13 protein-coding genes and 3 tRNA genes are annotated in these 20,758 nt (G+C 53.0%); 3 read left to right on the top strand and 13 right to left on the bottom strand.

Going from position 1 to position 20,758, the window contains the following annotated elements; all coding sequences use genetic code 11:
* Positions 1 to 48: 48 nt before the first annotated feature.
* The 3 genes from STH12_RS06245 to STH12_RS06235 all read left to right on the top strand — a co-directional run bounded on the left by STH12_RS06245 (position 49) and on the right by STH12_RS06235 (position 503).
* A tRNA-Met gene (locus STH12_RS06245) sits at positions 49 to 125 on the top strand.
* Positions 126 to 306: 181 nt separating this feature from the next.
* Positions 307 to 383: transfer RNA gene (locus STH12_RS06240), tRNA-Met, on the top strand.
* 43 nt (positions 384 to 426) lie between these two features.
* A tRNA-Met gene (locus tag STH12_RS06235) sits at positions 427 to 503 on the top strand.
* Between the two features lie 433 nt (positions 504 to 936).
* On the opposite strand, the gene STH12_RS06230 is transcribed toward STH12_RS06235, so the two are convergent.
* From STH12_RS06230 to pepN, 13 genes are all read right to left on the bottom strand, one after another.
* Positions 937 to 1,515 carry a DsrE family protein gene (locus STH12_RS06230; protein WP_237158766.1) on the bottom strand — a complete coding sequence of 193 codons (579 nt, stop codon included), beginning with the start codon at positions 1,513 to 1,515 and terminating at the stop codon, positions 937 to 939.
* Positions 1,516 to 1,622: 107 nt separating this feature from the next.
* On the bottom strand, positions 1,623 to 2,312 hold the full coding sequence (locus STH12_RS06225) for an SDR family oxidoreductase (protein WP_126166759.1): 690 nt from the start codon (positions 2,310 to 2,312) through the stop codon (positions 1,623 to 1,625).
* Positions 2,309 to 3,196: a CLCA_X family protein gene (locus STH12_RS06220; RefSeq protein WP_418856605.1), complete on the bottom strand. Its 888-nt coding sequence runs from the start codon at positions 3,194 to 3,196 to the stop codon at positions 2,309 to 2,311. The genes STH12_RS06225 and STH12_RS06220 overlap by 4 nt, the downstream gene beginning before the upstream one ends.
* 52 nt (positions 3,197 to 3,248) lie before the next feature.
* Complete coding sequence (locus STH12_RS06215; protein WP_126166757.1) at positions 3,249 to 3,491, bottom strand: hypothetical protein; 243 nt, start codon at positions 3,489 to 3,491, stop codon at positions 3,249 to 3,251.
* A 195-nt stretch (positions 3,492 to 3,686) separates the two neighbouring features.
* Positions 3,687 to 4,220 (bottom strand): cell division protein ZapC, encoded by a 534-nt coding sequence (locus STH12_RS06210; protein WP_126166756.1) that lies wholly within the window; start codon positions 4,218 to 4,220, stop codon positions 3,687 to 3,689.
* 180 nt (positions 4,221 to 4,400) lie between these two features.
* A complete protein-coding gene (pyrD, locus tag STH12_RS06205) occupies positions 4,401 to 5,420 on the bottom strand; it encodes a quinone-dependent dihydroorotate dehydrogenase (protein ID WP_126166755.1) in 1,020 nt (339 codons plus the stop codon).
* Between the two features lie 139 nt (positions 5,421 to 5,559).
* On the bottom strand, positions 5,560 to 10,401 hold the full coding sequence (locus STH12_RS06200) for an NAD-glutamate dehydrogenase (protein ID WP_126166754.1): 4,842 nt from the start codon (positions 10,399 to 10,401) through the stop codon (positions 5,560 to 5,562).
* 276 nt (positions 10,402 to 10,677) lie between these two features.
* Positions 10,678 to 12,984 (bottom strand): efflux RND transporter permease subunit, encoded by a 2,307-nt coding sequence (locus STH12_RS06195; RefSeq protein ID WP_126166753.1) that lies wholly within the window; start codon positions 12,982 to 12,984, stop codon positions 10,678 to 10,680.
* 41 nt (positions 12,985 to 13,025) lie between these two features.
* On the bottom strand, positions 13,026 to 14,033 hold the full coding sequence (locus STH12_RS06190; protein ID WP_126166752.1) for a WD40/YVTN/BNR-like repeat-containing protein: 1,008 nt from the start codon (positions 14,031 to 14,033) through the stop codon (positions 13,026 to 13,028).
* Positions 14,034 to 14,097: 64 nt separating this feature from the next.
* Positions 14,098 to 15,462: a DUF1329 domain-containing protein gene (locus STH12_RS06185; protein WP_126166751.1), complete on the bottom strand. Its 1,365-nt coding sequence runs from the start codon at positions 15,460 to 15,462 to the stop codon at positions 14,098 to 14,100.
* Between the two features lie 12 nt (positions 15,463 to 15,474).
* Positions 15,475 to 17,547: a DUF1302 domain-containing protein gene (locus STH12_RS06180; RefSeq protein WP_126166750.1), complete on the bottom strand. Its 2,073-nt coding sequence runs from the start codon at positions 17,545 to 17,547 to the stop codon at positions 15,475 to 15,477.
* Positions 17,548 to 17,857: 310 nt separating this feature from the next.
* Positions 17,858 to 18,076 carry a DUF2835 domain-containing protein gene (locus STH12_RS06175; protein ID WP_126166749.1) on the bottom strand — a complete coding sequence of 73 codons (219 nt, stop codon included), beginning with the start codon at positions 18,074 to 18,076 and terminating at the stop codon, positions 17,858 to 17,860.
* Between the two features lie 60 nt (positions 18,077 to 18,136).
* Positions 18,137 to 20,695: an aminopeptidase N gene (gene pepN, locus STH12_RS06170; protein WP_126166748.1), complete on the bottom strand. Its 2,559-nt coding sequence runs from the start codon at positions 20,693 to 20,695 to the stop codon at positions 18,137 to 18,139.
* Positions 20,696 to 20,758 lie beyond the last annotated feature (63 nt).

The raw sequence follows: 20,758 nt of genomic DNA, 5'->3' as shown, positions 1-20,758 counted from the left end.
GGGCCTGAATGCGCTCTTTAACGAGAGATGAAGCGGCAAAAAATCGGACGCGGGATGGAGCAGCATGGTAGCTCGTCGGGCTCATAACCCGAAGGTCGTCGGTTCAAATCCGGCTCCCGCAACCAACTTTCTGGCTGACAGAAAGACTCAAAACAAACAGCAAATAATCGGACGCGGGATGGAGCAGCATGGTAGCTCGTCGGGCTCACTCTTAATAATAGAGTCGAAGGTCGTCGGTTCAAATCCAGCCTCGCAACCAACTTTCTGGCTGACAGAAAGACTCAAAACAAACAGCAAATAATCGGACGCGGGATGGAGCAGCATGGTAGCTCGTCGGGCTCATAACCCGAAGGTCGTCGGTTCAAATCCGGCTCCCGCAACCAATTCCTCAATTAAGAATTAAAACTGATTGCATCAACATCCGGACGCGGGATGGAGCAGCATGGTAGCTCGTCGGGCTCATAACCCGAAGGTCGTCGGTTCAAATCCGGCTCCCGCAACCACTTTTCTGAAGTAAAACCCTCTCATCACTTTTACTTATCCCTTTGCTAAAGCTCAAAGTTCGGTAGACTTGTTGTATCCAATAAGCTCGAAGGTCGTCGGCGTGTGACGCCCAGTTCAAATCCGGCTCCCGCAACCACTTTTCTAAAGTAACACCTTCTAATTTTTTCAACTTATCCCCTGACTGAAGTTATTTGCTAACGACTCGAAGATCGCCCTCTTGTGACATCCAGTTCAGCTCCGGATCTCAAAGCCAAGCCTTGTTACTCCCTCCTTCTGTATTCTTCTTTATCCGTGGTATTGGCTTATTATTTCTCTTTTTTGCACGTTCTGAGGTTCACTCATTGTGGAAGATTGCAATCCATCGAGGACTAGCCAACAAAAAAGCACTGGCCGGGGCCAGTGCTTCTGGGAGTAACAGCTAGGCTTCCGTAGTTAAAACGGATTCAGGCTATAGCCCTGCTGCTGCAACTGCGCATGGGCAGTCATTGCCGAAAGGGACATCTCAACCCCGGGGAACAGCAAATTATTATCTATGCCGTAGTAGGCGGCGGTTTGTCCGCACACCATAATGCGTACGCCATTATCCATCAGTGCCTTGAGCAGCGAGGAATGGCTGTTGCCACGGGCAAGCTTTTTGAAATGGGCATCGTCATTCAGCACATCAAATACTGCCTTGCCATGAACCACCAGTGCCAGCTTGATGTTGTCGGGATTAACGCCCACAGCAGCATGCATATTCAGAAACCGCGCCAGGCTTTCAATGCCGCGGTTGAGCTGACCGGCTTCACTTTGATTGCCAATATCAAATGCCACTTTAAAGTGTTGATCCTTTGGCACCGGATACGTTTGTTTGACCCGGCTTGCGACCTCGCCGTAGCCTTCAATCACAGGTCCGGACTTAAAATCGCCCGGTCCTGCAAGCGTCTGCCCGCTCAAACCCAGTCCCAGCGCCAGTAAAGCTGACACACCCAATCTGCCGCCTTTCCCGGCGCGCATTGACCAAGGTCCCATGGTTGCCTCCCATTTTGTTAATCTTATGTAAACTCAGTCTTGAGTTTGACATAGCTTGCCGCGAGACTCAATAAAGGAATCTGATTAACATCAATAAGATGGCAAGATTACCAAGGGATTGTATTTCCCTGATAGTCGAAAAAGCCACCGCTTTGGGCGGTGCTCAAACCTTCGATAACCCGATATAAGCCTTGCGCCGAGGTGTCTGTGTCAATCAGGGCGCCGGGGCCACCCATGTCGGTTTGTACCCAGCCGGGATGCAGTGCCACCGCTTTAACGTTAAAGGGAGCCAAATCAATTGCCAGAGATTTGGTCACCGCGTTTTGCGCCGCTTTGGCGGAGCGGTACAGGTAGGCACCGCCGCTGCCGTTGTCGGCCATACTGCCCATTTTAGAGGTCAAATTGGCAATAATGCCCTGCCCCTGACACAGGCCTTCGGTCAGGGCTTCCACCAGCTTAAGCGGACCTATGCAGTTGATAGCGAACAGCTGTTGCCACTCATCTTCCGGGGTATTGCCGAGCATCACGCCGCGGGGACCGTAATAACCGGCGTTATTGATTAATCGATGAATTGGTCGCCCATGAAGCGCCTCTCCCAGAGAGGCAATCGCATCACTCGAACTTACGTCCAGCTCAAAGAGTTCCAGCCCTTCGTGGCTGTCCATCAAGGCATGCAACGCATTTGCATCATCGGGGTTTCGGCAGCAGGCCGCAACGTCGCAGCCGGCCGCTGAATAGAGTTTGGTCAGCGCAAGACCTATGCCGCGATTGGCACCGGTGATCACCACTTGCATCATGTTTCTCCTTGTTGGTATTTCTCAAGGGCTTTGCCAAGCAGCCCAAAATATTGCTGAATGTGCCCCATAATGGCGTCGCGGTGTGAAGGTTTCGGAAACGCCCCGGTTGGCATTACGCCCCATTGGCGACTGGTAGCGCCATTGACGGCGGTTAAGTCCTGGGTGCCTGTTACCAAATAGGGATTGATAAGCCACTTCAGGCTGATTTCACCACTTTGTAAATCGACATCTTCGAACAGGGCATGGGTCTCAATGGCGGCCTCAAACGCACGCGCCATCAGCTCAGACGGATGGGAAAAATAAAGCCTGCCAAAGGATTTATCCAACTGAATAGCACGGCGCACATAGTCACTTGGCTGCTCGCCATCCGGGCTTAACAGCACGCACTGAAACAGCGCATCCAGTCTGTCATTAAGCGGATGGCACAGCAGCGGCACATCCTGAAGCCAAAGTTCACTGGCAAATCTGCTGCTGTTGCGGCGGCCGATTTCCCTGCCGACATCCATGGCAACATCGCCAATGTAGTGATCGAACGCATGCCAGAATTCATGGGCCAGCGCGCCAGCACCAGCATGTTTGGCGAGCGCCAGGGTACGCTCGGAAGGCGAATAATGAGCCATAACCCCTTGCTGACCGCCGTGGCCAAAGGCAAGGTTCAGCTTCTCCCTGAGCCCCAGTGCTTTTGGCGGCAGCCCCAAAACCAGGGCCAAATCAGCCAGCGCGTCAAACACCATGTTGGCCGCTATCAGCGACTCACTGCTGCTGACCCAGCGGCCTACCCGCACATGCCCGAGCCCAAAATACTGTTTTACGTCAAGAAAGGTCACCTGTTCACCATCACGATGATCCAGCCCCTGACGGACTCTTGCCTGCGCCCGCCCCATACGTTCAAGTTGCATTCAGCCGCTTAACCCCTCTGCGTAGCAGACAATCATGTTATTGCTGGCCCTTCATTCGATTGATTTGCCGCCCTACATCGAAACCTTCATCGGTGACTATGGTTTCCAATACCTGGATCCGCTCTTTGAGTTCACGGATTTCACCCTGCAACGCCTCAAACTCGGCCCTTTGCTCACTGCCGAGACGTTGGTGCCGCTCCCGCAGCCGCATAAATTGCAGGATAAACCCACCGGTTACCGCGATAATCGGGATAAGTAACGCCAACATGCCCACATTCATAACAGCCCCCTTCTCTTGGTCTTGGCCTATTATGGCGAGCGCGATAACACCATGCCAGTGACAAAGGTCATTTGTTTAGCTGGCATGTGCTTGAGAGTGACTGACAAAAACAGCAGAAAAGTAAAAGGACGCCAATGGCGTCCTTTAGTATATATATACTACCAAGCGTTTTTTATCCCATCGGATAAAGCTTAATCAGGCCGCAACAGTTTGGCGATTAATGCGAGGCTCGTGCAGTCGGTTATGCATTACCTTGATGGTTTCAAATTGGCCGAGACGCTTACCGTCACCCAAATCACATTCTTTACCCAGCAACATGACCAGTGCGGCCTGCAAACCATTTTCAACGACCATCACCAAATGACGTTCGCCATGACATTTAAGTTCAAATACCTTACCCATATCGGCGAAAACACAAATATCACTGGCTTCGAAAAACCAGGATTTGGGCATTTGAGGCTTGAGCATAAAATGGGCGGCCGTTGCATTGAGTGTAATTTGTACAGCGGCGGCATCGGTAATTTTCAGGCGTTTTTGCACACGGTCGAGCAGGTCTATATAGAACTTGGCGTGCTCGACGCTAAATTCCATATCACCCAATGCATCCGGAATAAGGAGCTTGGCTTTGTAAGGAGTCAGAAATTCCATTTCCGAACCTAACGAAACGCTTAAGACACCGTAAGCATCGTTATATCTCCATTGCCAATCCGTTTGTGGCATTAATAACATAACGTATACCTGCAAATTAGTTTATCAAGCGCATCATAGATGATTATTTACGCAATATCAAAAACTTTTTCCTGCGATATGACTTAGTTAACAACACGTTAGAGAGATCAATCAGATCATAAAACGATCGTTTCGGATCGGCCTGAAGAAAAAAGGATCGCTTTCGCGATCCTTTTGTTGTTATTTTGCGCTGTAACTCGCGACTATATCTTTTATTAATTTTGGCCCTTGATAAATAAAGCCCGAATATATTTGCACCAGGGTTGCACCTGCATCAAATTTAGCCAGTGCATCCTGGGCTGAATTGATCCCACCTACACCGATGATCGGGATCGCACCTTTTAATTCAGTGGCGAGTTGTTTGATCACCTTGGTTGATAATTCAGTCAAAGGTTTACCGGAAAGACCACCGGTTTCATTGGCATTGGCAAGACCACTTACCCCATCGCGACTTAAGGTTGTGTTGGTGGCAATGGCCGCATCAAATTTATTTTTGATAAGTGATGCCGCAATACTGGCGATTTCTTCTTCGGTCAGATCCGGGGCAATTTTCAGGGCGATTGGCACATATTTGCCGTGCTTTTCTGCCAGCTCTGTTTGCTTTGCTTTAAGGGATGAGAGCAGATCGTCCAGCAGATCGCCATACTGCAAGGTACGCAGACCGGGGGTATTTGGCGATGAAATATTTACCGCAATATATGCTGCATAGGCATACACCTTTTCCATGCAGATCAGGTAATCGTTTTTACCCTCCTCTACCGGGGTATCTTTATTTTTCCCAATGTTCACCCCAACCAGGATATCGGTTTTCTTGGCCTTGAGATTGGCCACCAGGTTGTCGACACCTTTGTTATTGAAACCCATGCGGTTGATGATGCCTTTGGCTGGCTTCAGGCGAAACAGGCGCGGCAGGTCATTACCAGGCTGTGGACGTGGAGTCACGGTACCCACTTCAACATGACCAAAACCCATGGCGTGGAAGGCATCAATGGCCTCGCCGTCTTTGTCCAAACCGGCGGCCAGACCGACAGGGTTTGGAAAGGTGATCCCCATGCAAGTCACAGGCTTGCTGGCGATAGACTGGGCGTAAAACGCGGTCAGGGGCGTATTGGCGGTACGTTTGAGGCTGCCTATGGCCAGATTGTGGGCTCGCTCAGGATCCATTTGGAACATGACTGACTGCGCGATTTTGTAAAACATTGGATCTCCTTGGATTTTAATGTTTGTTGGTCATGAGGCCAGGCTGCCTGCAGGGTAAGGCGCACAGTTTACAGCAGCACTGTGTTTTTAGCCAAAAAAAGCCCCGGCAACTGCCAGGGCTTGATTGGGTGCTATGAGCTTACTGGTGACCTTCGCAGTGGAGGATCAGTAGGTTGAGCTCACGCAGAGCCACCGAGAACTTGGCAAATTCATGGCTTTGCGTTGTCTTGAAGTCAGCCAGCATGTGGAACCAGCGCTCCAGCAGTACCCGGTTAACATCGATCCAGCCTTCGATGATGGCATCGGCGCTGCAGGTTTCACTGCAGGTACGCAATACCACAGAACTCAGGGCGCGCTGCTGCCAATCCAGCTCTTCGCGGAAGGCGGCACGGGCCAGAGCCTGCCAGTGGTTGGCCACAGGTTGGGCACTGATCTGCTCGAGGAACCAGTGCAGTTCAACCTTGGCACCCAGCTTGAAGTAAGTCTCGGCAACCAGGGCTACCGGCTTGTTTTCGTTCTGAGCTATCTGGGCAATGTCCAGCGCCGAGAACAGGGTGCTCATGTTGGCCACAACCTTGGCTACATCGCTGTCTACCAGCTCTTTCTCCAACGCCCTTACTTCGGCGCTGATGGCTTCCACTTCTTCAGCCACCATGTACTGGTGAACGTTGGCCTTGAGTTCGTCGAACACAGGCTTGAAGAAGGCAACTGTCTGCTCGATGCTGTTGTTGCGGTTTCTGTGACGCAGGAACCAGCGACAGGCACGGCGCACGTTACGACGCAACTGATGCAGCATTTCCAGTTGAACCACGGCAGGCACCACGCCATTCTGCGCGCTGATAGCCATGGTAAGCTGAGCCAAACCAAAGACTTCGCGAGCCATAGTGTAGCAAATGGCAACTTCGGCCACTGTGGCACCAGTCTCATCCTGCATACGCTGTACGAAGTTCAGACCCATGTCGTTCACCAGCTCGTTGGCCAGTGATGTCGCGATAATTTCACCGCGCAGTGGGTGGCTGGTCATCTTGTCGGCATAGAGTTCCTGCAGTTTCTGCGGGAAGTAGCTCACCAGCAGTTTGGACAGGAAGCTGTCTTCGGTGATTTCAGCGGTAACCAGTTGCTCTTTCAGCACCATCTTGGCGTAGGCAACCAGTACTGACAGCTCTGGGCGAGTCAGCGGTTTACCGGCAGCCAGACGCTCGGCCAGTTCATCGTCGGTCGGCAGGAATTCCAGCGCGCGATCGAGTTTGCCTTCTTTTTCCAGGTAATGGATAAAGCGAATTTGCTCTTTGAGCTGCTCGGCGCCACGAACCTGAGTCACAGAGATGGTGCGGGTCTGATCTTTACAGTCCTGCAGAACAATTTCGCTCACTTCATCGGTCATCTCCTCGAGCAGACGGTTACGCTGCTTGAGGGTCATTTCGCCTTCGGCCACCATGGCGTTCAGCAAAATCTTGATGTTCACTTCGTTGTCAGAGCAGTCCACACCACCTACGTTATCCACGAAGTCGGTGTTCATACGGCCGCCGTTCATGGCGTACTCGATACGACCCAGCTGGGTACAACCCAGGTTACCACCTTCACCGATGATCTTGGCGCGCACATCGCCGCCATTCACACGCAGACCGTCGTTGGCACGATCGCCTACTTCGGCGTTGGTTTCGCGGGAAGACTTGATGTAAGTACCGATACCGCCGTTCCAAATCAGGTCCACTTCCATCTTCAGCAGCTCTTTGATGAGCTCTGTTGGGTTCATGGCCGTCTTGTCAGTACCCAGCATCGCCTGCATTTCAGGGCTCAGGGTGATGGACTTGGCACTGCGCAAGAAGATACCACCGCCCTTGGAGATGAGTTCACGGTTGTAATCATCCCAGCTGGAGCGTGGCAAATCGAACAGACGCTGGCGCTCTTTGAAGGTCGCAGCGGCATCCGGCGTTGGGTCGATAAAGATGTGCATGTGGTTGAATGCAGCCACCAGACAGGTGTGCTCAGACAGCAGCATGCCGTTACCGAATACGTCACCGGCCATGTCACCGATACCCAGACAGGTAAAGTCGGTGGTCTGGCAGTCGATACCGATTTCACGGAAGTGACGCTTAACTGATTCCCAACCACCTTTGGCGGTGATACCCATCTTCTTGTGGTCGTAACCGTTTGAACCGCCTGATGCGAACGCATCACCCAGCCAGTGGTTGTACTCAATAGAGATGGCGTTGGCGATGTCTGAGAAGGTGGCGGTGCCTTTGTCGGCGGCCACTACCAGGTAAGCATCGTCTTCATCGTGACGCACTACATCCACCGGCGGTACGATTTCGCCGTTGATGATGTTGTCGGTCACATCCAACAGACCGCGGATAAAGATGCGGTAGCATTCCTGACCTTCGTTGAAGAAGGCTTCACGGCTGCCATCCATTGGAGGCTGCTTGCACACGAAGCCACCCTTGGCGCCCACAGGCACAATCACGGTGTTCTTCACGTTCTGGGCTTTTACCAGACCCAGAACTTCGGTACGGAAGTCTTCACGGCGGTCGGACCAACGCAGACCACCACGGGCAACCTTGCCACCACGCAGGTGCACGCCTTCAACCCGTGGGCTGTAGACGAAGATTTCAAAGGCCGGCAGCGGCTTTGGCATCTCAGGGATCATCCGTGGGATGTACTTGAAGGAGATGTAATCCTTGCCCTCGCCTGCGGCGTTGGTCTGATAGAAGTTGGTCCGCACAGTGGCGTTAATCAGATCCAGATAGCGGCGGATAATGCGGTCATCATCCAGGCTGGCTACATCTTCCAGACGCAGGTTCAGTTGCTCCTGGAATTTGGTCAGGGTACGGGTCTTCAGTTTTGGATTGAACTTGCGGATGAACATTTTCACCAGCAAATCGGCAATTTCAGGATAACGGGCAAAGGTTTGCTCGATATACGCCTGGCTGAAGGTGGCATCAATCTGACGCATGTACTTGGCGTAGGCGCGCAGGATAGACACTTCGCGGCCGGCCAGACCGGTAGACAGTACCAAACGGTTAAAGCCGTCATCTTCCAGCTTCTTGTTCCACACCTGGGCCAGTGCCGTCTGGAATCTGTCCTGACTGTCGGCTAGGTTTTCGGTGTTGCCACCGGTCACCATCATCAGGAAGTCGAGGATCCAGAAGGTGGCGCCGTCTGGCGTTTTCACTTCATATGGACGCTCGTTAATCACCCGCAGACCGAAGTTTTCCAGCATCGGCAGTACGTCCGACAGGTGGATTGGCTCGTCTTTGTGGAACAGCTTCAGGCGTACCTTGTTGCTGTTGATGGCCGCTTCCTGTGGCTGATAGAACAGCATGCCAAGCTTGTGCTCTTCATCCAGGGCCTCGAGCTGCTGAATATCCACGACAGCGGCGTTTGGCAACACGTCTTCTTTGTAAGAACGTGAGAACGCGGTCAGGTAACGCTTGGACAAGCGATTACCCTGCTCTTCGCCCATGGAATGGTTCAGCGAGGTATACAGCTTGTCTTCCCAGCTGCGGGCGGCTTCAATCAGGTTGTTTTCAATGGCGGCCACATCTACATCCATATTATTGTTATCAACTTTCACTATGTAGTGGGTTCTGGCCAGAATGGACTCAGAGAAGTAAGTGGTAAATTCCACTTCTTCCTTGCTCTGGAAGTGCTGCGCCAGAATGCGCTGCGTGTCCTGACGCAGCTTGGTGTTGTATCTGTCTTTGGAGACATATACGAGACAGGACAGGAAGCGGCCAAAACCGTCTTTGCGAACAAACAGCTTGAGCTTGTCGCGATCCTGCATTTCGAGCACGCCATGGGCCACGTGGGCCAGCTCTTGCTCGCTCGCCTGGATGATTTCGTCCCGCGGCAGGTTTTCAAGAATGTTGACCAGCGCCTTATAGTCGTGCGACTTGGGCACCAGGCCGGAGTTATCCAGCACGCGCTGCACCTTCTGCGCCAGCAGCGGGATTTCACGTGGGCTGCGGTTGTACAGGTTTGAGGCGTACAGACCGATGAATCTGTCTTCACCGACCACATTACCCTTCTTGTCGAAGCGCTTGATGCCGATGTAGTCGACATAGGCCGGACGGTGCACGCGGCTCTTGGTGCTGCTCTTGGTCAGGATCAGCAGCGAGTCGTCCAGAGCTTCTTTACGGGCGTTGTCTGACAGGGTGGAGAGCATCAGGCCTTCGACCTTGTGCTTGCCAGGGCGGTTCATCAGACCTAAGCCCGATTCGAGGTTTGGCACCAGCTCCATGTCACCTTCCACGCGCTTAAGGTCGTATTGACGATAGCCAAGCAGCGTGAAGTGGTGGTTATTCAGATAGGTCAGGAAGGCGACCGCTTCATCAAGCTCTTCCTTGGTACCCGGGAATGGACGCTTTGGCAGCTCTTCGATGGTTGAGCGCAGTTTGGCAGACATGGTTTGCCAATCGTTCACCGCAGCGCTTACATCAGACAGCACCGACTGGATTTCACCCAGCAGGGTTTTCAAATCGGCCTCAGAGCTCTGACGGTCAATTTCAATCAGGAATACGGCAACCTTGTCGGCATCATCCGGGCTGTCTTTAACAAAGCCAACGCTGTCGATGCCTTTGTCGCTGCGACCAATCGCCAGTGGCGTGTGCAGCATCATGTGAGTGGTAACACCCAGACGATTCAGCGCCATACCGAGGGAGTCGGTCAAAAATGGCATATCGGTCTGGATCACTTCAATGATGGTGTGTGACGACTGCCAACCGTGTTTGGACTGAGTCGGGTTGTACACGCGAACATGGCTTTCGCCGGTGTTGGTCTTGCCAAGGGCATTCCACAGACTCAGCACGGCACCGTAGAGGTCGCTGTCGGTGCGGGCGTGGAGGTCGTCTTTCGACATGTGGGCATAGAGACAGGAGGCAAACTGTTCGACTTGTTTTGCTTGTGAATTGGGGACTTTGGAATGGATCAAACTGACTACGTTTTCGAGCAGTACTGAAGGCATTGCATCTTTCAAGGCCATGTTGCTGTTTCCTTAAGCGTCTATGGCAGCGCTTTATTCATTTTATGGATGCTTCCGACGTATGACCCCGGGCGAAAAATTGTGACCAAGGTCATGGCGCGCAGTTTATTACTAAACCATGCGATTTTCGAGGAAAATTTTAGTGGTAGATCCTGTGGAAATCCAGTAATGGCGGGACTTTAACGGAATGTTAAGAACAAGGATTCACATCAAAAGAGTAACTATGCAGTCTGCTGTTTAAAACAATTGGGGAGCAAAGCTCCCCAAATTCACGGTTTATCGGCGCTTGGGCCAGAACAATGCCGTCAGCGCCGGCAGAATAATAATGGCCCCGAGCATATTTACCAGGAACATGAAAGTCAGCAAAATTCCCATATCCATCTGGAATTTAAGTGCCGAGAAGAACCAGGTACTCACCCCAATCGCCAGGGTCAGACCAGTGAAGATCACCGCACTGCCCCGCTCCTGCAATGCCTCCAGATAGGCCTGCTGTACTGCCATGCCATCACGCAGTTTTACCGCCATGGTAGACAGAATATAAATGCCATAGTCCACACCAATCCCCACGCCGAGGGCAATCACCGGCAAGGTACTGACCGCCAGCCCAATTTCCAGCTTGGTCATCAAGGCCTGCGCCAGGGTAGAAACCACATACAGCGGCAAAATTACCGCAATGGTGGCGCGAATGGAGCGGAAGCTGATAAGACACAGCACAAACACGGCGCCATAGACATACAGCATCATCGGCGTTTGCGCCTCGGCCACCGCTTCGTTGGTGGCCGCCATCACGCCCACCGGGCCTGAGGCCAGCTTAAACTGGATTTTATCGGTATCCAGCTCAGCCGACACCGCCTTCACCTTGGCAACAACCGCTTCGATGGTTTCGGCCTTGTGATCTTTAAGAAACAGATACACAGGCATCACAGAGCAGTCGCCGTTCAAAAGCCCCGACGTGGTTGGAATTTGCCCCACTGCCTGCACCAGGCTTGACGTGTTGCGCGGCAGCACTTCCCACTTGGGATTGCCTTCGTTAAAACCGGCGTTAACCTTGCGGGCAATGGACGCCAGGCTGGCGGTGGACTCAACCCCCGGGGTATTACCCACCTGCCATTCAAACTCACCGATGCGCTCAAGGGCATCGTGGTAAGTACAGGCTTCGGGATAGGCCTCGGTGATGATGGTCATCACGTCGGTGGTGATACTGAAATGGTCGGTGATAAAGAAGGTGTCCTGATTGTAACGGCTATCGGCATGGAGTGCCGGCGCCCCGCCCTGCAAGTCACCAATCTTCATCTCACTGGCGCCTTTAAGCCCCAGCATGTACACCCCGGCAGTGGCAAGCAGTACCACTACGGCAACACGGATATCGGCAAAGCGCGAGAATGGCTGCCAGAACGCCTTGGCTCGCTCGGCACGACCACTGTCTTCCTTGGCTTTGATATCAAAGAAGGAAATCACCACCGGCAGCAAGATCAGGTTGGTAAAGATAATCACTGCCACACCCAGCGACGCCGAAATCGCCAGCTCGCGGATGATGCCGATATCAATGGCAAGCAGAGTAATAAAACCGACAGTATCAGACAGCAGCGCCACGCCACCTGGCACCAGCAGGCTGCGAAACGCCGATGCGGCCGCGGCCTTGGTTTGCTGGCCATCGAGCACCCGTTGGCGCACCGCATTGATGATCTGCACCCCGTGGCTTACGCCGATGGCAAACACCAAAAACGGCACCAGAATCGACATGGGGTCAAGCCCGAAGCCGACAACGGTCAGCAAGCCAAGCTGCCATACCACCGCCATCAAACTGCACGCCAGCGGCAGCAAGGTGAGCACAACTGAGCGGCTGAACAGGAACACCATCACCGCGGTAATGGCGATGGCAATCAGGAAAAACAGCACCACACCTTTGGCGCCATCGGCCACATCACCGGCCATTTTGGCAAAACCTATGATATGCACCTTGATGGTATCAGTTTCAAACTTGCCCCTGAGCTCACTCTCAAGCTTGGCCGCAAGCGCTATGGTATCCAGCGGCTCGCCGGTTTGCGGGTCAAAGTCCATCAGCTGCGCCGACACCATGGCAGCACTGTAATCTTCGGCAATCAGCCGCCCGACAATACCGGCTTTTTCGATATTGTCGCGCACCACCGCAAGGCCCATCGTATCGTTCACGTAATCGGCGGGGATCACCGGGCCGCCGGCAAAGCCGTCTTCTACCACTTCGGTAAAGCGGGTTGACGGCGAAAACAGTGATTTCACCTGCGAGCGGTCGACTCCGGGGATAAAGAACAGCTGATCGTGCACATTCTTCAGGGCATCAAAAAACACCGGATTGAAGATATTGCCGCTGGTGTCTTCCACCGCCACCATGATGGAGTTGGCGCCGCCAAAATCCTTCTGGTGCTTGAGGTAGGTTTGCATGTAACTGTGGTTGAGCGGAATGTTCTTAACGAAAGCCGCATCCATTTTCAGCTGGCTTGCCTGATAGCCAAGGAAGGCCGTCAGCAGCACAAAAAGGCTTATCACCCAGCCACGGTGACGAAAAAGAAAGCTTTCAAAGCCGTTGACCAGTTTTTCCAACATCGCTTAGGTCCTGTTTTTATCGTTATAAAAGCGTAAACGGATCATTTTCCGAGGGCACTGCTGAGGGCAAACACCCCTTTGGCACCGACCAGCCAGACTTCACCCTGGTTGTCCTGGGCGGCGGCGACAATATTTTCGCCCTGGCGGCGGGCAATCAGCGTGATATCACTGCCGGATTTTTGCAGCACCACGCCGGCATTGCCAACAAAGTAGAGGGTGCCGTCGTTGCGGGCAAGTCCGCCATTGATGCTGGACTCCACCGGCAAAGATTCCTGCTGCCAGTCATCCAAAGCCAGTCCACTGCTGAACACATGCCCGCGAAGCCCCATCACATAAACGGAATCGCCGTTTTGCATCGCGGAAAACATCGAGCCTTCGTAATCGAAAGGCAAGCGGTTAAAGCTGGCGCCGCCATCGTCGGAGACTGACACCAGCCCGAGCTCGCCCACCATCAGTAACCGGCCATCTTCAAGCTTAATCAAACGGTTAAAATGCGGCAGTAATGATGCCTTTTCGATGGCATAGGCGTCAGGATCGGTTTCTTTCAGCTCATTCAAATAGGTTTTGTCTTCATCAAACAGCAGCTCTTCGTGAAACACATCCTGCCAGCTCTTGCCGCCATCGCGGGTTTGATAAAAAAGTCCGTAGGCGCCAATGGCAAAACCTTCGGACTCATTGATAAAGAGTACGTCCATAAAGGGACGCTCAAGCTCGGGAGCAGAAAATTGCAGCTCCCAGGTTTTACCGCCATCGCGGGTGTGAATAATGGTGGCATCGTGGCCCACCGCCCAACCGAGGTTATCGTTCACAAAGAACACCTTGGTCAGCTGTGCGCGGGTTGGGGTTTCCACCTGCTGCCAGCTGCCATTGCCCAGAAGCACGTGGCCGCGCTCCCCTACTGCGACCATGTGATCACCGGCGCGGCCGATGTCCAGCAGCAGGCTCTTGACGGCATTGGGCTGCAATTGATGGGAAACAGGTGACTGTGCCATAGCACCGGTCATGGCCAGAGAAAGAAGCGAAAGGGGCAACAGGGTTCGCAGCAACATAAAAACGTCCTAATGCTGAAAAATCGGGGCGCCAGAAGCGCCCCTTGTCTCGGGTAGACCGGAATTAACGCACACCCTCGCGGCGCAGCGCGTCTGGGGTAAAGTCGGAGGCAGACAACTTGGCGTCGAAGTTGTACATGCTGCCTTCGTTATCCAGACCTATGGCCAGATAGCGGCGGGATTGCAGGTCGTGGAACACTTCCAGCGTACTCCAGTGGGTTGGCACTTCGTAGTAGTTCAGACCGTGGGCAAAAGCAACGCGATACAGCTCGTCACGGTTGTCGTACATATCGGTGGCCGACACCTGCCAGGAGTCCTCATCCAGATAGAACACGCGGGTCTTGTAGATGTGACGCATGCCTTCTTTGAGGGTGGCTTTCACTTCCCACACGCGGTGCTTTTCCCAGCGAACCAGATCAGGGTTGATATGGCCAGGCGTCAAAATCTGATCGTATTTCACCTTATCTGAGTGCAACTTGTAGTCATTGTACGGAATAAGGATCTCTTTCTTGCCGACCAGTTCCCAGTTGTAGCGGCTGGGTGAGCCGTTGAACATATCGTAGTCGTCGGTGGTACGCAGACCATCGGATACGGTACCTGGAGTATCGAAGGCAACGTTAGGCGCCTTACGTACACGGCGCTGACCGGTGTTGTAGGTCCAGGCCTGACGTGGCAGAGCTTCCTGATCCACAGTTTCTTTTACCAACAGTGCAGTACCGGCCAGACGTGCAGGCTGGGTAACAACCTGTTTGAAAAGCGCAAGAGTGTTGTTTTCTTTAAGCTTTTCAGGGGTCATTTCTGGCTGCGAGTATTCGAAACGCAGCTGCTCAGACAATTCAACCAAGGTATAGCCGCCGCCCTTGGCAGGTGCAGCCTGGTTACGCTGGGTCTCGATGTCCACGCCGCGAAAACGCAGTACGTGGTTCCAGATGGCTTCCAGGCCGTTTTGCGGGATTGGGAACGGAATGCCGACGGCAGCGCCAATTACACCGTTACCGCCCTGTACCAGTTCAGCACGGCTGGCGTTGGCCTTGGTGGCATCGTAAACCCACTGCGGCGCAGAGGCGCTGCGGCGGGTCTGATACACGTTCATCTTGAAGGTGTCGGGATACAGTTCGAACATCTTGATTTGACCAGGGGTCAACAGGCTCTTGTACTGTTCCAGATTGGCCTTGGTCACTGTGTATTCGATTTTGTCACCGGCAAAGGGATCTGGATGGTGGTCGCCCTTCTTGTAACCGGCAGGCGCGGCGGTAATGCCACCATTCCAGGCAGGGATGGAACCATCGGCACTGGCAGCCATTTCACCGCCAAGTGGCGTCAGACTGGTGCCCAGTTTTGCCGCATCGGCCTCGGAGACTTTCGCCATAGCAGCGCCGCTGCCCAAGGCAAACATGACCGCTGCAGACAATATCGCAAGTTTCTTCATTGTTATTGTCCTTTAGATAGAATACTTGATATTGAACGATACATAGTCGCGATCGCTCATGGCGTTGGTGGTACCTACCCCACCGAAGAAGCTGCTGTAGGACAAATCGGCGCCCCAGCGGCTCTGGTAATCAAAGTTAATGCCAAAGGCCACCGACTTGCGTCCCTCGGTAAAGAGGAACAGTGGATCAGGAGTAATACCGTCCACGTCGTGTGACCAAATCACCCGTGGCGACACGTTGATCCCGGCAAACAGGTTGTTGTAATCGGCCTTGGCCACCAAACGGTAACCCCAGGCGAAGTCGGTTGGGAATGGGTTGGTTTCAGGGCCATTGTGCAGAATTTGAATAATGGCTTCGTAACCTTCTTTGCCACCACTGCGAGCAGTACCCGGACCGTTGAGACGCAGCTCATCGTGCTCAGGCATGTCGTGGATCCAGATGCCGCCCACTTCCGCCAGCATGGTCAGGTTATCGGTACCCAAAGTTGGGCCGAACAGGTGGGTCAGAGTGAACTGCGCCTGGGTGGTATCCACACGGATAAAGCCTTCGGCGTAATCACCTGGCTCGACGTTTTTGCCAAAGTACGAAGTGTACTGTGACAGGCCATCGAGGTAGCTGTAATCGCCACCAACAACGTCAGAGTTGGCAAGCTGCTGCGGCATGGCGGCAAACAGCAATTCCACGTCATCAATCTGCAGTGGCTCGTCCTGACGGTGGGCAATTTCACCGGCAACCGAGGTTTCGCCCACTGTGGTGTTAAAGCTAAAGCCATACAGCTGAATATCTTCCGGATACACAATCTGCGCTTTGGAGAAGCTCTCAAGGCCCAGCAGCAGGTCGCGATCGATATTACCGGTGTTCATGCCCACTGTAGCCATGTCGGTCAGCAGTGGCACCACATCAAAGTTGGCAGCAGTACCGCTGATAAGCGGACGGCGGCTGTGGTAATTCATGTAGTAAAGACCAAACTCGGTATCACCCAGCTCTGGTGAATAGTAGCTGAGCTTGACACCGTACTGACCATCGTCGCTCGCCTCGGCCTCATCTTCCACCAGAGTGACCTTGGTTGGATAAGCCAGGGCCGCGCGAACCAGGGCTGCAGTGTCGTTGGCAAACGCGCCGCCGCGGATCATCTGTGCCAGACGCTCGTACTCGGCCTGAACGAAATCGAGGTTGATATCTGGGTTGGCGTTAAAGCCAAGCTGGGCATTTTGCTGATAACCGCCGTAACCGGCAAAGTCGTTGGTGGCAAAAATGGAGCCCGGCGTCGGTACCCAAATGGGTTCCCAATCATATTGATAGAAGGCTTCGACGCTCAGGTTTTCATTAATACCGAACGATGCCCATACCATACCCTGTGGGCGGAAGGCTTCTTTCAGCTCAGCACCAGGCGCATTGAGGATGTTCAGGTCAACCGGGTTGATAACACCGATACCGTGGGCAATAAGGGTACTTTCACCCCAGGACACCACCTGATCACCCACGCGAATTGACAGTGGGTTCTGGCCATCGTTGAAATCGAAGTTGGCGTATACGAAGGCATCCAGCAGGCGGATATCCTTACATTGCACTTCTTTGGCCTGCTTGTCGGCGCAGGGATCAAACTCTTTGCCGGTGATAGGGTCGGAATAGCCAAAGCTGCCATCATTGAGTTTGCGGTCGTAGAAGTACATACCACGGGCAAACAGACCGAAGTTTTCATACTTCAGCGACAGTTCGTGCAGGCCTTTGAATATTTCGGACGTGGTATCGCCCTGAGAATAAAGCAGGTTACTTAAGTCGTTGTTGCTTGAGTACGAACCAGGCTGAGCCCAAATCTCGGCCGAGGTGTACTTGGTGTTTCCAAACGCAGAATAATTGGACCAATCGAATCTGGGGTGGTTTACCTTACCGATTTGGTCGTTCCAGTCGCGCTTATCCACACGCCAACTGGCACCCAGGGTAAAGGTAGAGTCAAACGAGCCCTTCACATCGCCCCAGTCAAATGACACCGCCTGAGCATTGGGCAGTATTCCCATACTCAGGGCTGACGCTACCCCCAAAGCAAGCGCCGTCTTGTTAAAACCCTTTTTAACAATCTTCATGTTAGCTTCTCTCCGTAACCTGCTGGATTCTTTTTTATAGGTATTGCAACCAACACTTGGTTAGCCTACAGGTAACACCATTGTTACAGCAATTACATCGCCACGGCAAGGCGAGAGCGGAGAAAATTTTCCAAAGAATTGAGCACTTAGCAGTCATTTCGACCTTGAGCGCAGGGGTGAAATTTGAATTTATTTTGCGTGTCGGCGAATTCAACGACAACTGGTAGGATTAGTCAGCTTTTTTCAATAGCTTATAAATTTGCAAAATCGGTAAATAAGCCAAATCAAATCAATCAAACGTTTAAAGTTATTACTCTAATTTATTCAGCGATACAAAATTACCGCTTTTATCCAACTCGAGCCGAAAGAGTCCGTTAACCCCTTCCCTTGTAACAAATGGCCTGAAGTGCCGACCATTGATCCAAAGCACCCTGCCCTGAAGATCCCTGACCTCGACCATGGTTGCAGCCCCTTGATAGTAGGGCAGAAAATCATCATAGCTAACGCGAAGTTTAAAGAAAAGTTCCAACGACCTGAACTCCAAAACCACAAAAAGCCGGACAGCAAAGTTACCGTCCGGCGAACGGTATTAATGTGCCAGCGCGCGGGACACTTTTTCAAACAAGTCCCGTGACAACTCAGGCATTGCCAACAATTCGTTCAAACAGGCCTTCATCTTTTGCTTACGGCCTTCATCGAACTTTCCAAACTGAATAAGCGGTGTGATGATCCGCGCGGCCACCTGAGGATTCACCCCATTGAGCTGCTTGAGGTAACGGGTCAACAGCAAATATCCCTCGCCATCTTCACGGTGAAACTGCACCGGATTGTTGGCAGCAAAACAGCCAATCAAAGAGCGCACCCGGTTGGGATTATTCAGGCTGAACGCCTTATGATTCACCAGAGCATCGATGCGGCCAAGAACGGCATCGTCCTGACGGCTGGCCTGCAGCATAAACCACTTGTCCATTACCAGTGGCGTATCTACCCAGCGCTGTTCGAAGCGTGCAAGCAAACTGTCGAGGCAATCGAGTTCCCCAGCCATAGCGGCGCCGAGGGCAGCCAGCGAGTCTGTCATGTTATTGCTGTCATTGAACTGAGACTCGACCATTTCTTCCGGACACAAACCGCCGCGGGCAAGCAGCGCAAGGCAGGCATTTTTAAGGGCGCGAGCCGGGGCTGAATCAAGCTTTTGAAGCTCGCGATAACGCACCAGCAGCTCATCTTCAAGATTGGCCGACAACTCTTCCAGCACAAAGGTACGGGCGGCAACCAGCGCATCGAAATTCACGCTGTTCACCTGCTCAATCAAGGCATTGATTGACGGGATATTGAGAATTTCTGCGGCAAGTTCGGTATCAAGCTCAGCATCGAGCAGCACAGCGCGGAAGGCATCGGCCACCCGGGTATCGAGCGCCATATCACCGCCATCAAGGAGCGCATTCACGTTGTCCCAAATAGCACGGCTGATAAGGCTTACCGAGGCTTCCCAGCGGGCAACTTCAGCGCTTGCGTAGCGCATCAGGCTGATAAGCTGCGCGGTAGTAAAGTCATACTCAAGCTTCACCGGCGCCGAGAAATTTTGCAGCAACGACGGCACAGGCCTGGCGCTTAAGCCCTCAAACACAAACTCGTTGTGGGCCGCTTTAACATCAAGCACCTTGTTGACAATCGACGTGCCGTCGTCGCCAAGCAGCTCCACATCAAAGGGAATATGCATCGGCTTGGCATCGTCTCCCGCCTGTGGCGGCAATTGCTGCAAAACCACCAGACGATATTCACCGCTCGCGGCATCAAAGCTGTCAGAGACCTTGAGTGTGGGGGTGCCGGCCTGGTTATACCACAAACGGAACTGGCTTAAATCCACACCACTGGCGTCTTCCATAGCCGCAACAAAGTCGTCGCAGGTCACCGCCTGACCATCGTGGCGCTCGAAATAGCGCTTCATCCCCGCCTGGAAACCGGCTTCACCCAGCAGGGTGTGCATCATGCGAATAACTTCGGCACCCTTGTTGTACACGGTTACCGTGTAGAAGTTATTCATCTCAATCACGCTTTGCGGACGAATTGGATGGGCCATTGGGCCTGAATCTTCTGCAAACTGCTGATTTTTGATGACCTTAATTGCCTGAATACGATTCACCGCACGGGAGCCCACGTCGGAGCTGAATTCCTGATCGCGAAACACGGTCAGCCCTTCTTTAAGGCTCAGCTGGAACCAGTCGCGACAGGTCACGCGGTTACCGGTCCAGTTGTGGAAGTATTCGTGACCCACTACAGATTCAATGCCGTGGAAATCATCGTCAGTGGCGCTTTCGGTATCGGCGAGTACGTACTTGGTGTTAAAGATGTTCAGGCCCTTGTTTTCCATGGCGCCCATATTGAAGAAGTCGACTGCAACTATCATGTAGATGTCGAGGTCGTACTCCAGCCCAAAACGGCTTTCATCCCACGCCATGGATTTTTTAAGGCTGGCCATCGCATGATGCGCCTTGTGCAGGTTACCTTTATCAACAAAGACTTCCAGCGCCACATTGCGGCCACTCTGGGTCACAAAGCTGTCCTGCAGCAAGTCAAAATCACCGGCCACCAGGGCAAACAGGTAACTTGGTTTCGGGAAGGGGTCTTCCCAGACCACATAATGGCGGTCGCCATCCAGCTCCCCGGCTTCGACCTTATTCCCGTTACTCAACAGGTAGGGAAAACCGGCCTTGGGGGCATCGATACGCACCCGATATTTGGCGAGCACGTCCGGGCGGTCGAGGAAATAGGTAATACGGCGAAAGCCTTCGGCCTCACACTGGGTACAGTAAGCGCCGTCGGACATGTACAGACCTTCAAGGCTGGTGTTGCCAACCGGATCGAGCTGGGTTTCAATTTCCAACGTAAAGCTATCGGGCACCGAATCGAGCTTAAGCTGGCCTGGCAGCACATCAAACTGTGCATCCTGGCCGTTTACTTTCACCGATACCAGCTTAAAGCCTTCGCCATCGAGCAGCAGCGGCTCCCCTTCCCGGCAACGTCTGACCTGACTGGTGGCAACGACACGGGTAGTGGAAGGCGCAAGGGAAACATTCAGCTGCAACTCGTCAATAGTGAATGCCGGAGCAAGGTAGTCTTTTAAATGCTTTGCCTGAAGTTCTGACATAAAAAATTCCTGTGTTATTTGGCCACTGCATTCCGGGCTTAGCCCAAAGCTGGGCGCTGCAAG

The organism is Shewanella khirikhana, assembly GCF_003957745.1.
GTDB lineage: Bacteria > Pseudomonadota > Gammaproteobacteria > Enterobacterales > Shewanellaceae > Shewanella > Shewanella khirikhana.
Note: the sequence above shows the minus strand (reverse complement) of the source record. Positions and strands in the feature narration are given on the sequence as shown.

Coding starts and splice junctions, on each gene's coding strand:
- STH12_RS06220 (WP_418856605.1), bottom strand. CDS start 3,196: ATGGGGCGGGCGCAGGCAAGAGTCCGTCAGGGGCTGGATCATCGTGAT.
- STH12_RS06225 (WP_126166759.1), bottom strand. CDS start 2,312: ATGATGCAAGTGGTGATCACCGGTGCCAATCGCGGCATAGGTCTTGCG.
- STH12_RS06210 (WP_126166756.1), bottom strand. CDS start 4,220: ATGTTATTAATGCCACAAACGGATTGGCAATGGAGATATAACGATGCT.
- pepN (WP_126166748.1), bottom strand. CDS start 20,695: ATGTCAGAACTTCAGGCAAAGCATTTAAAAGACTACCTTGCTCCGGCA.
- STH12_RS06230 (WP_237158766.1), bottom strand. CDS start 1,515: ATGGGACCTTGGTCAATGCGCGCCGGGAAAGGCGGCAGATTGGGTGTG.
- pyrD (WP_126166755.1), bottom strand. CDS start 5,420: ATGTTTTACAAAATCGCGCAGTCAGTCATGTTCCAAATGGATCCTGAG.
- STH12_RS06185 (WP_126166751.1), bottom strand. CDS start 15,462: ATGAAGAAACTTGCGATATTGTCTGCAGCGGTCATGTTTGCCTTGGGC.
- STH12_RS06180 (WP_126166750.1), bottom strand. CDS start 17,547: ATGAAGATTGTTAAAAAGGGTTTTAACAAGACGGCGCTTGCTTTGGGG.
- STH12_RS06200 (WP_126166754.1), bottom strand. CDS start 10,401: ATGGCCTTGAAAGATGCAATGCCTTCAGTACTGCTCGAAAACGTAGTC.
- STH12_RS06215 (WP_126166757.1), bottom strand. CDS start 3,491: ATGAATGTGGGCATGTTGGCGTTACTTATCCCGATTATCGCGGTAACC.
- STH12_RS06195 (WP_126166753.1), bottom strand. CDS start 12,984: ATGTTGGAAAAACTGGTCAACGGCTTTGAAAGCTTTCTTTTTCGTCAC.
- STH12_RS06190 (WP_126166752.1), bottom strand. CDS start 14,033: ATGTTGCTGCGAACCCTGTTGCCCCTTTCGCTTCTTTCTCTGGCCATG.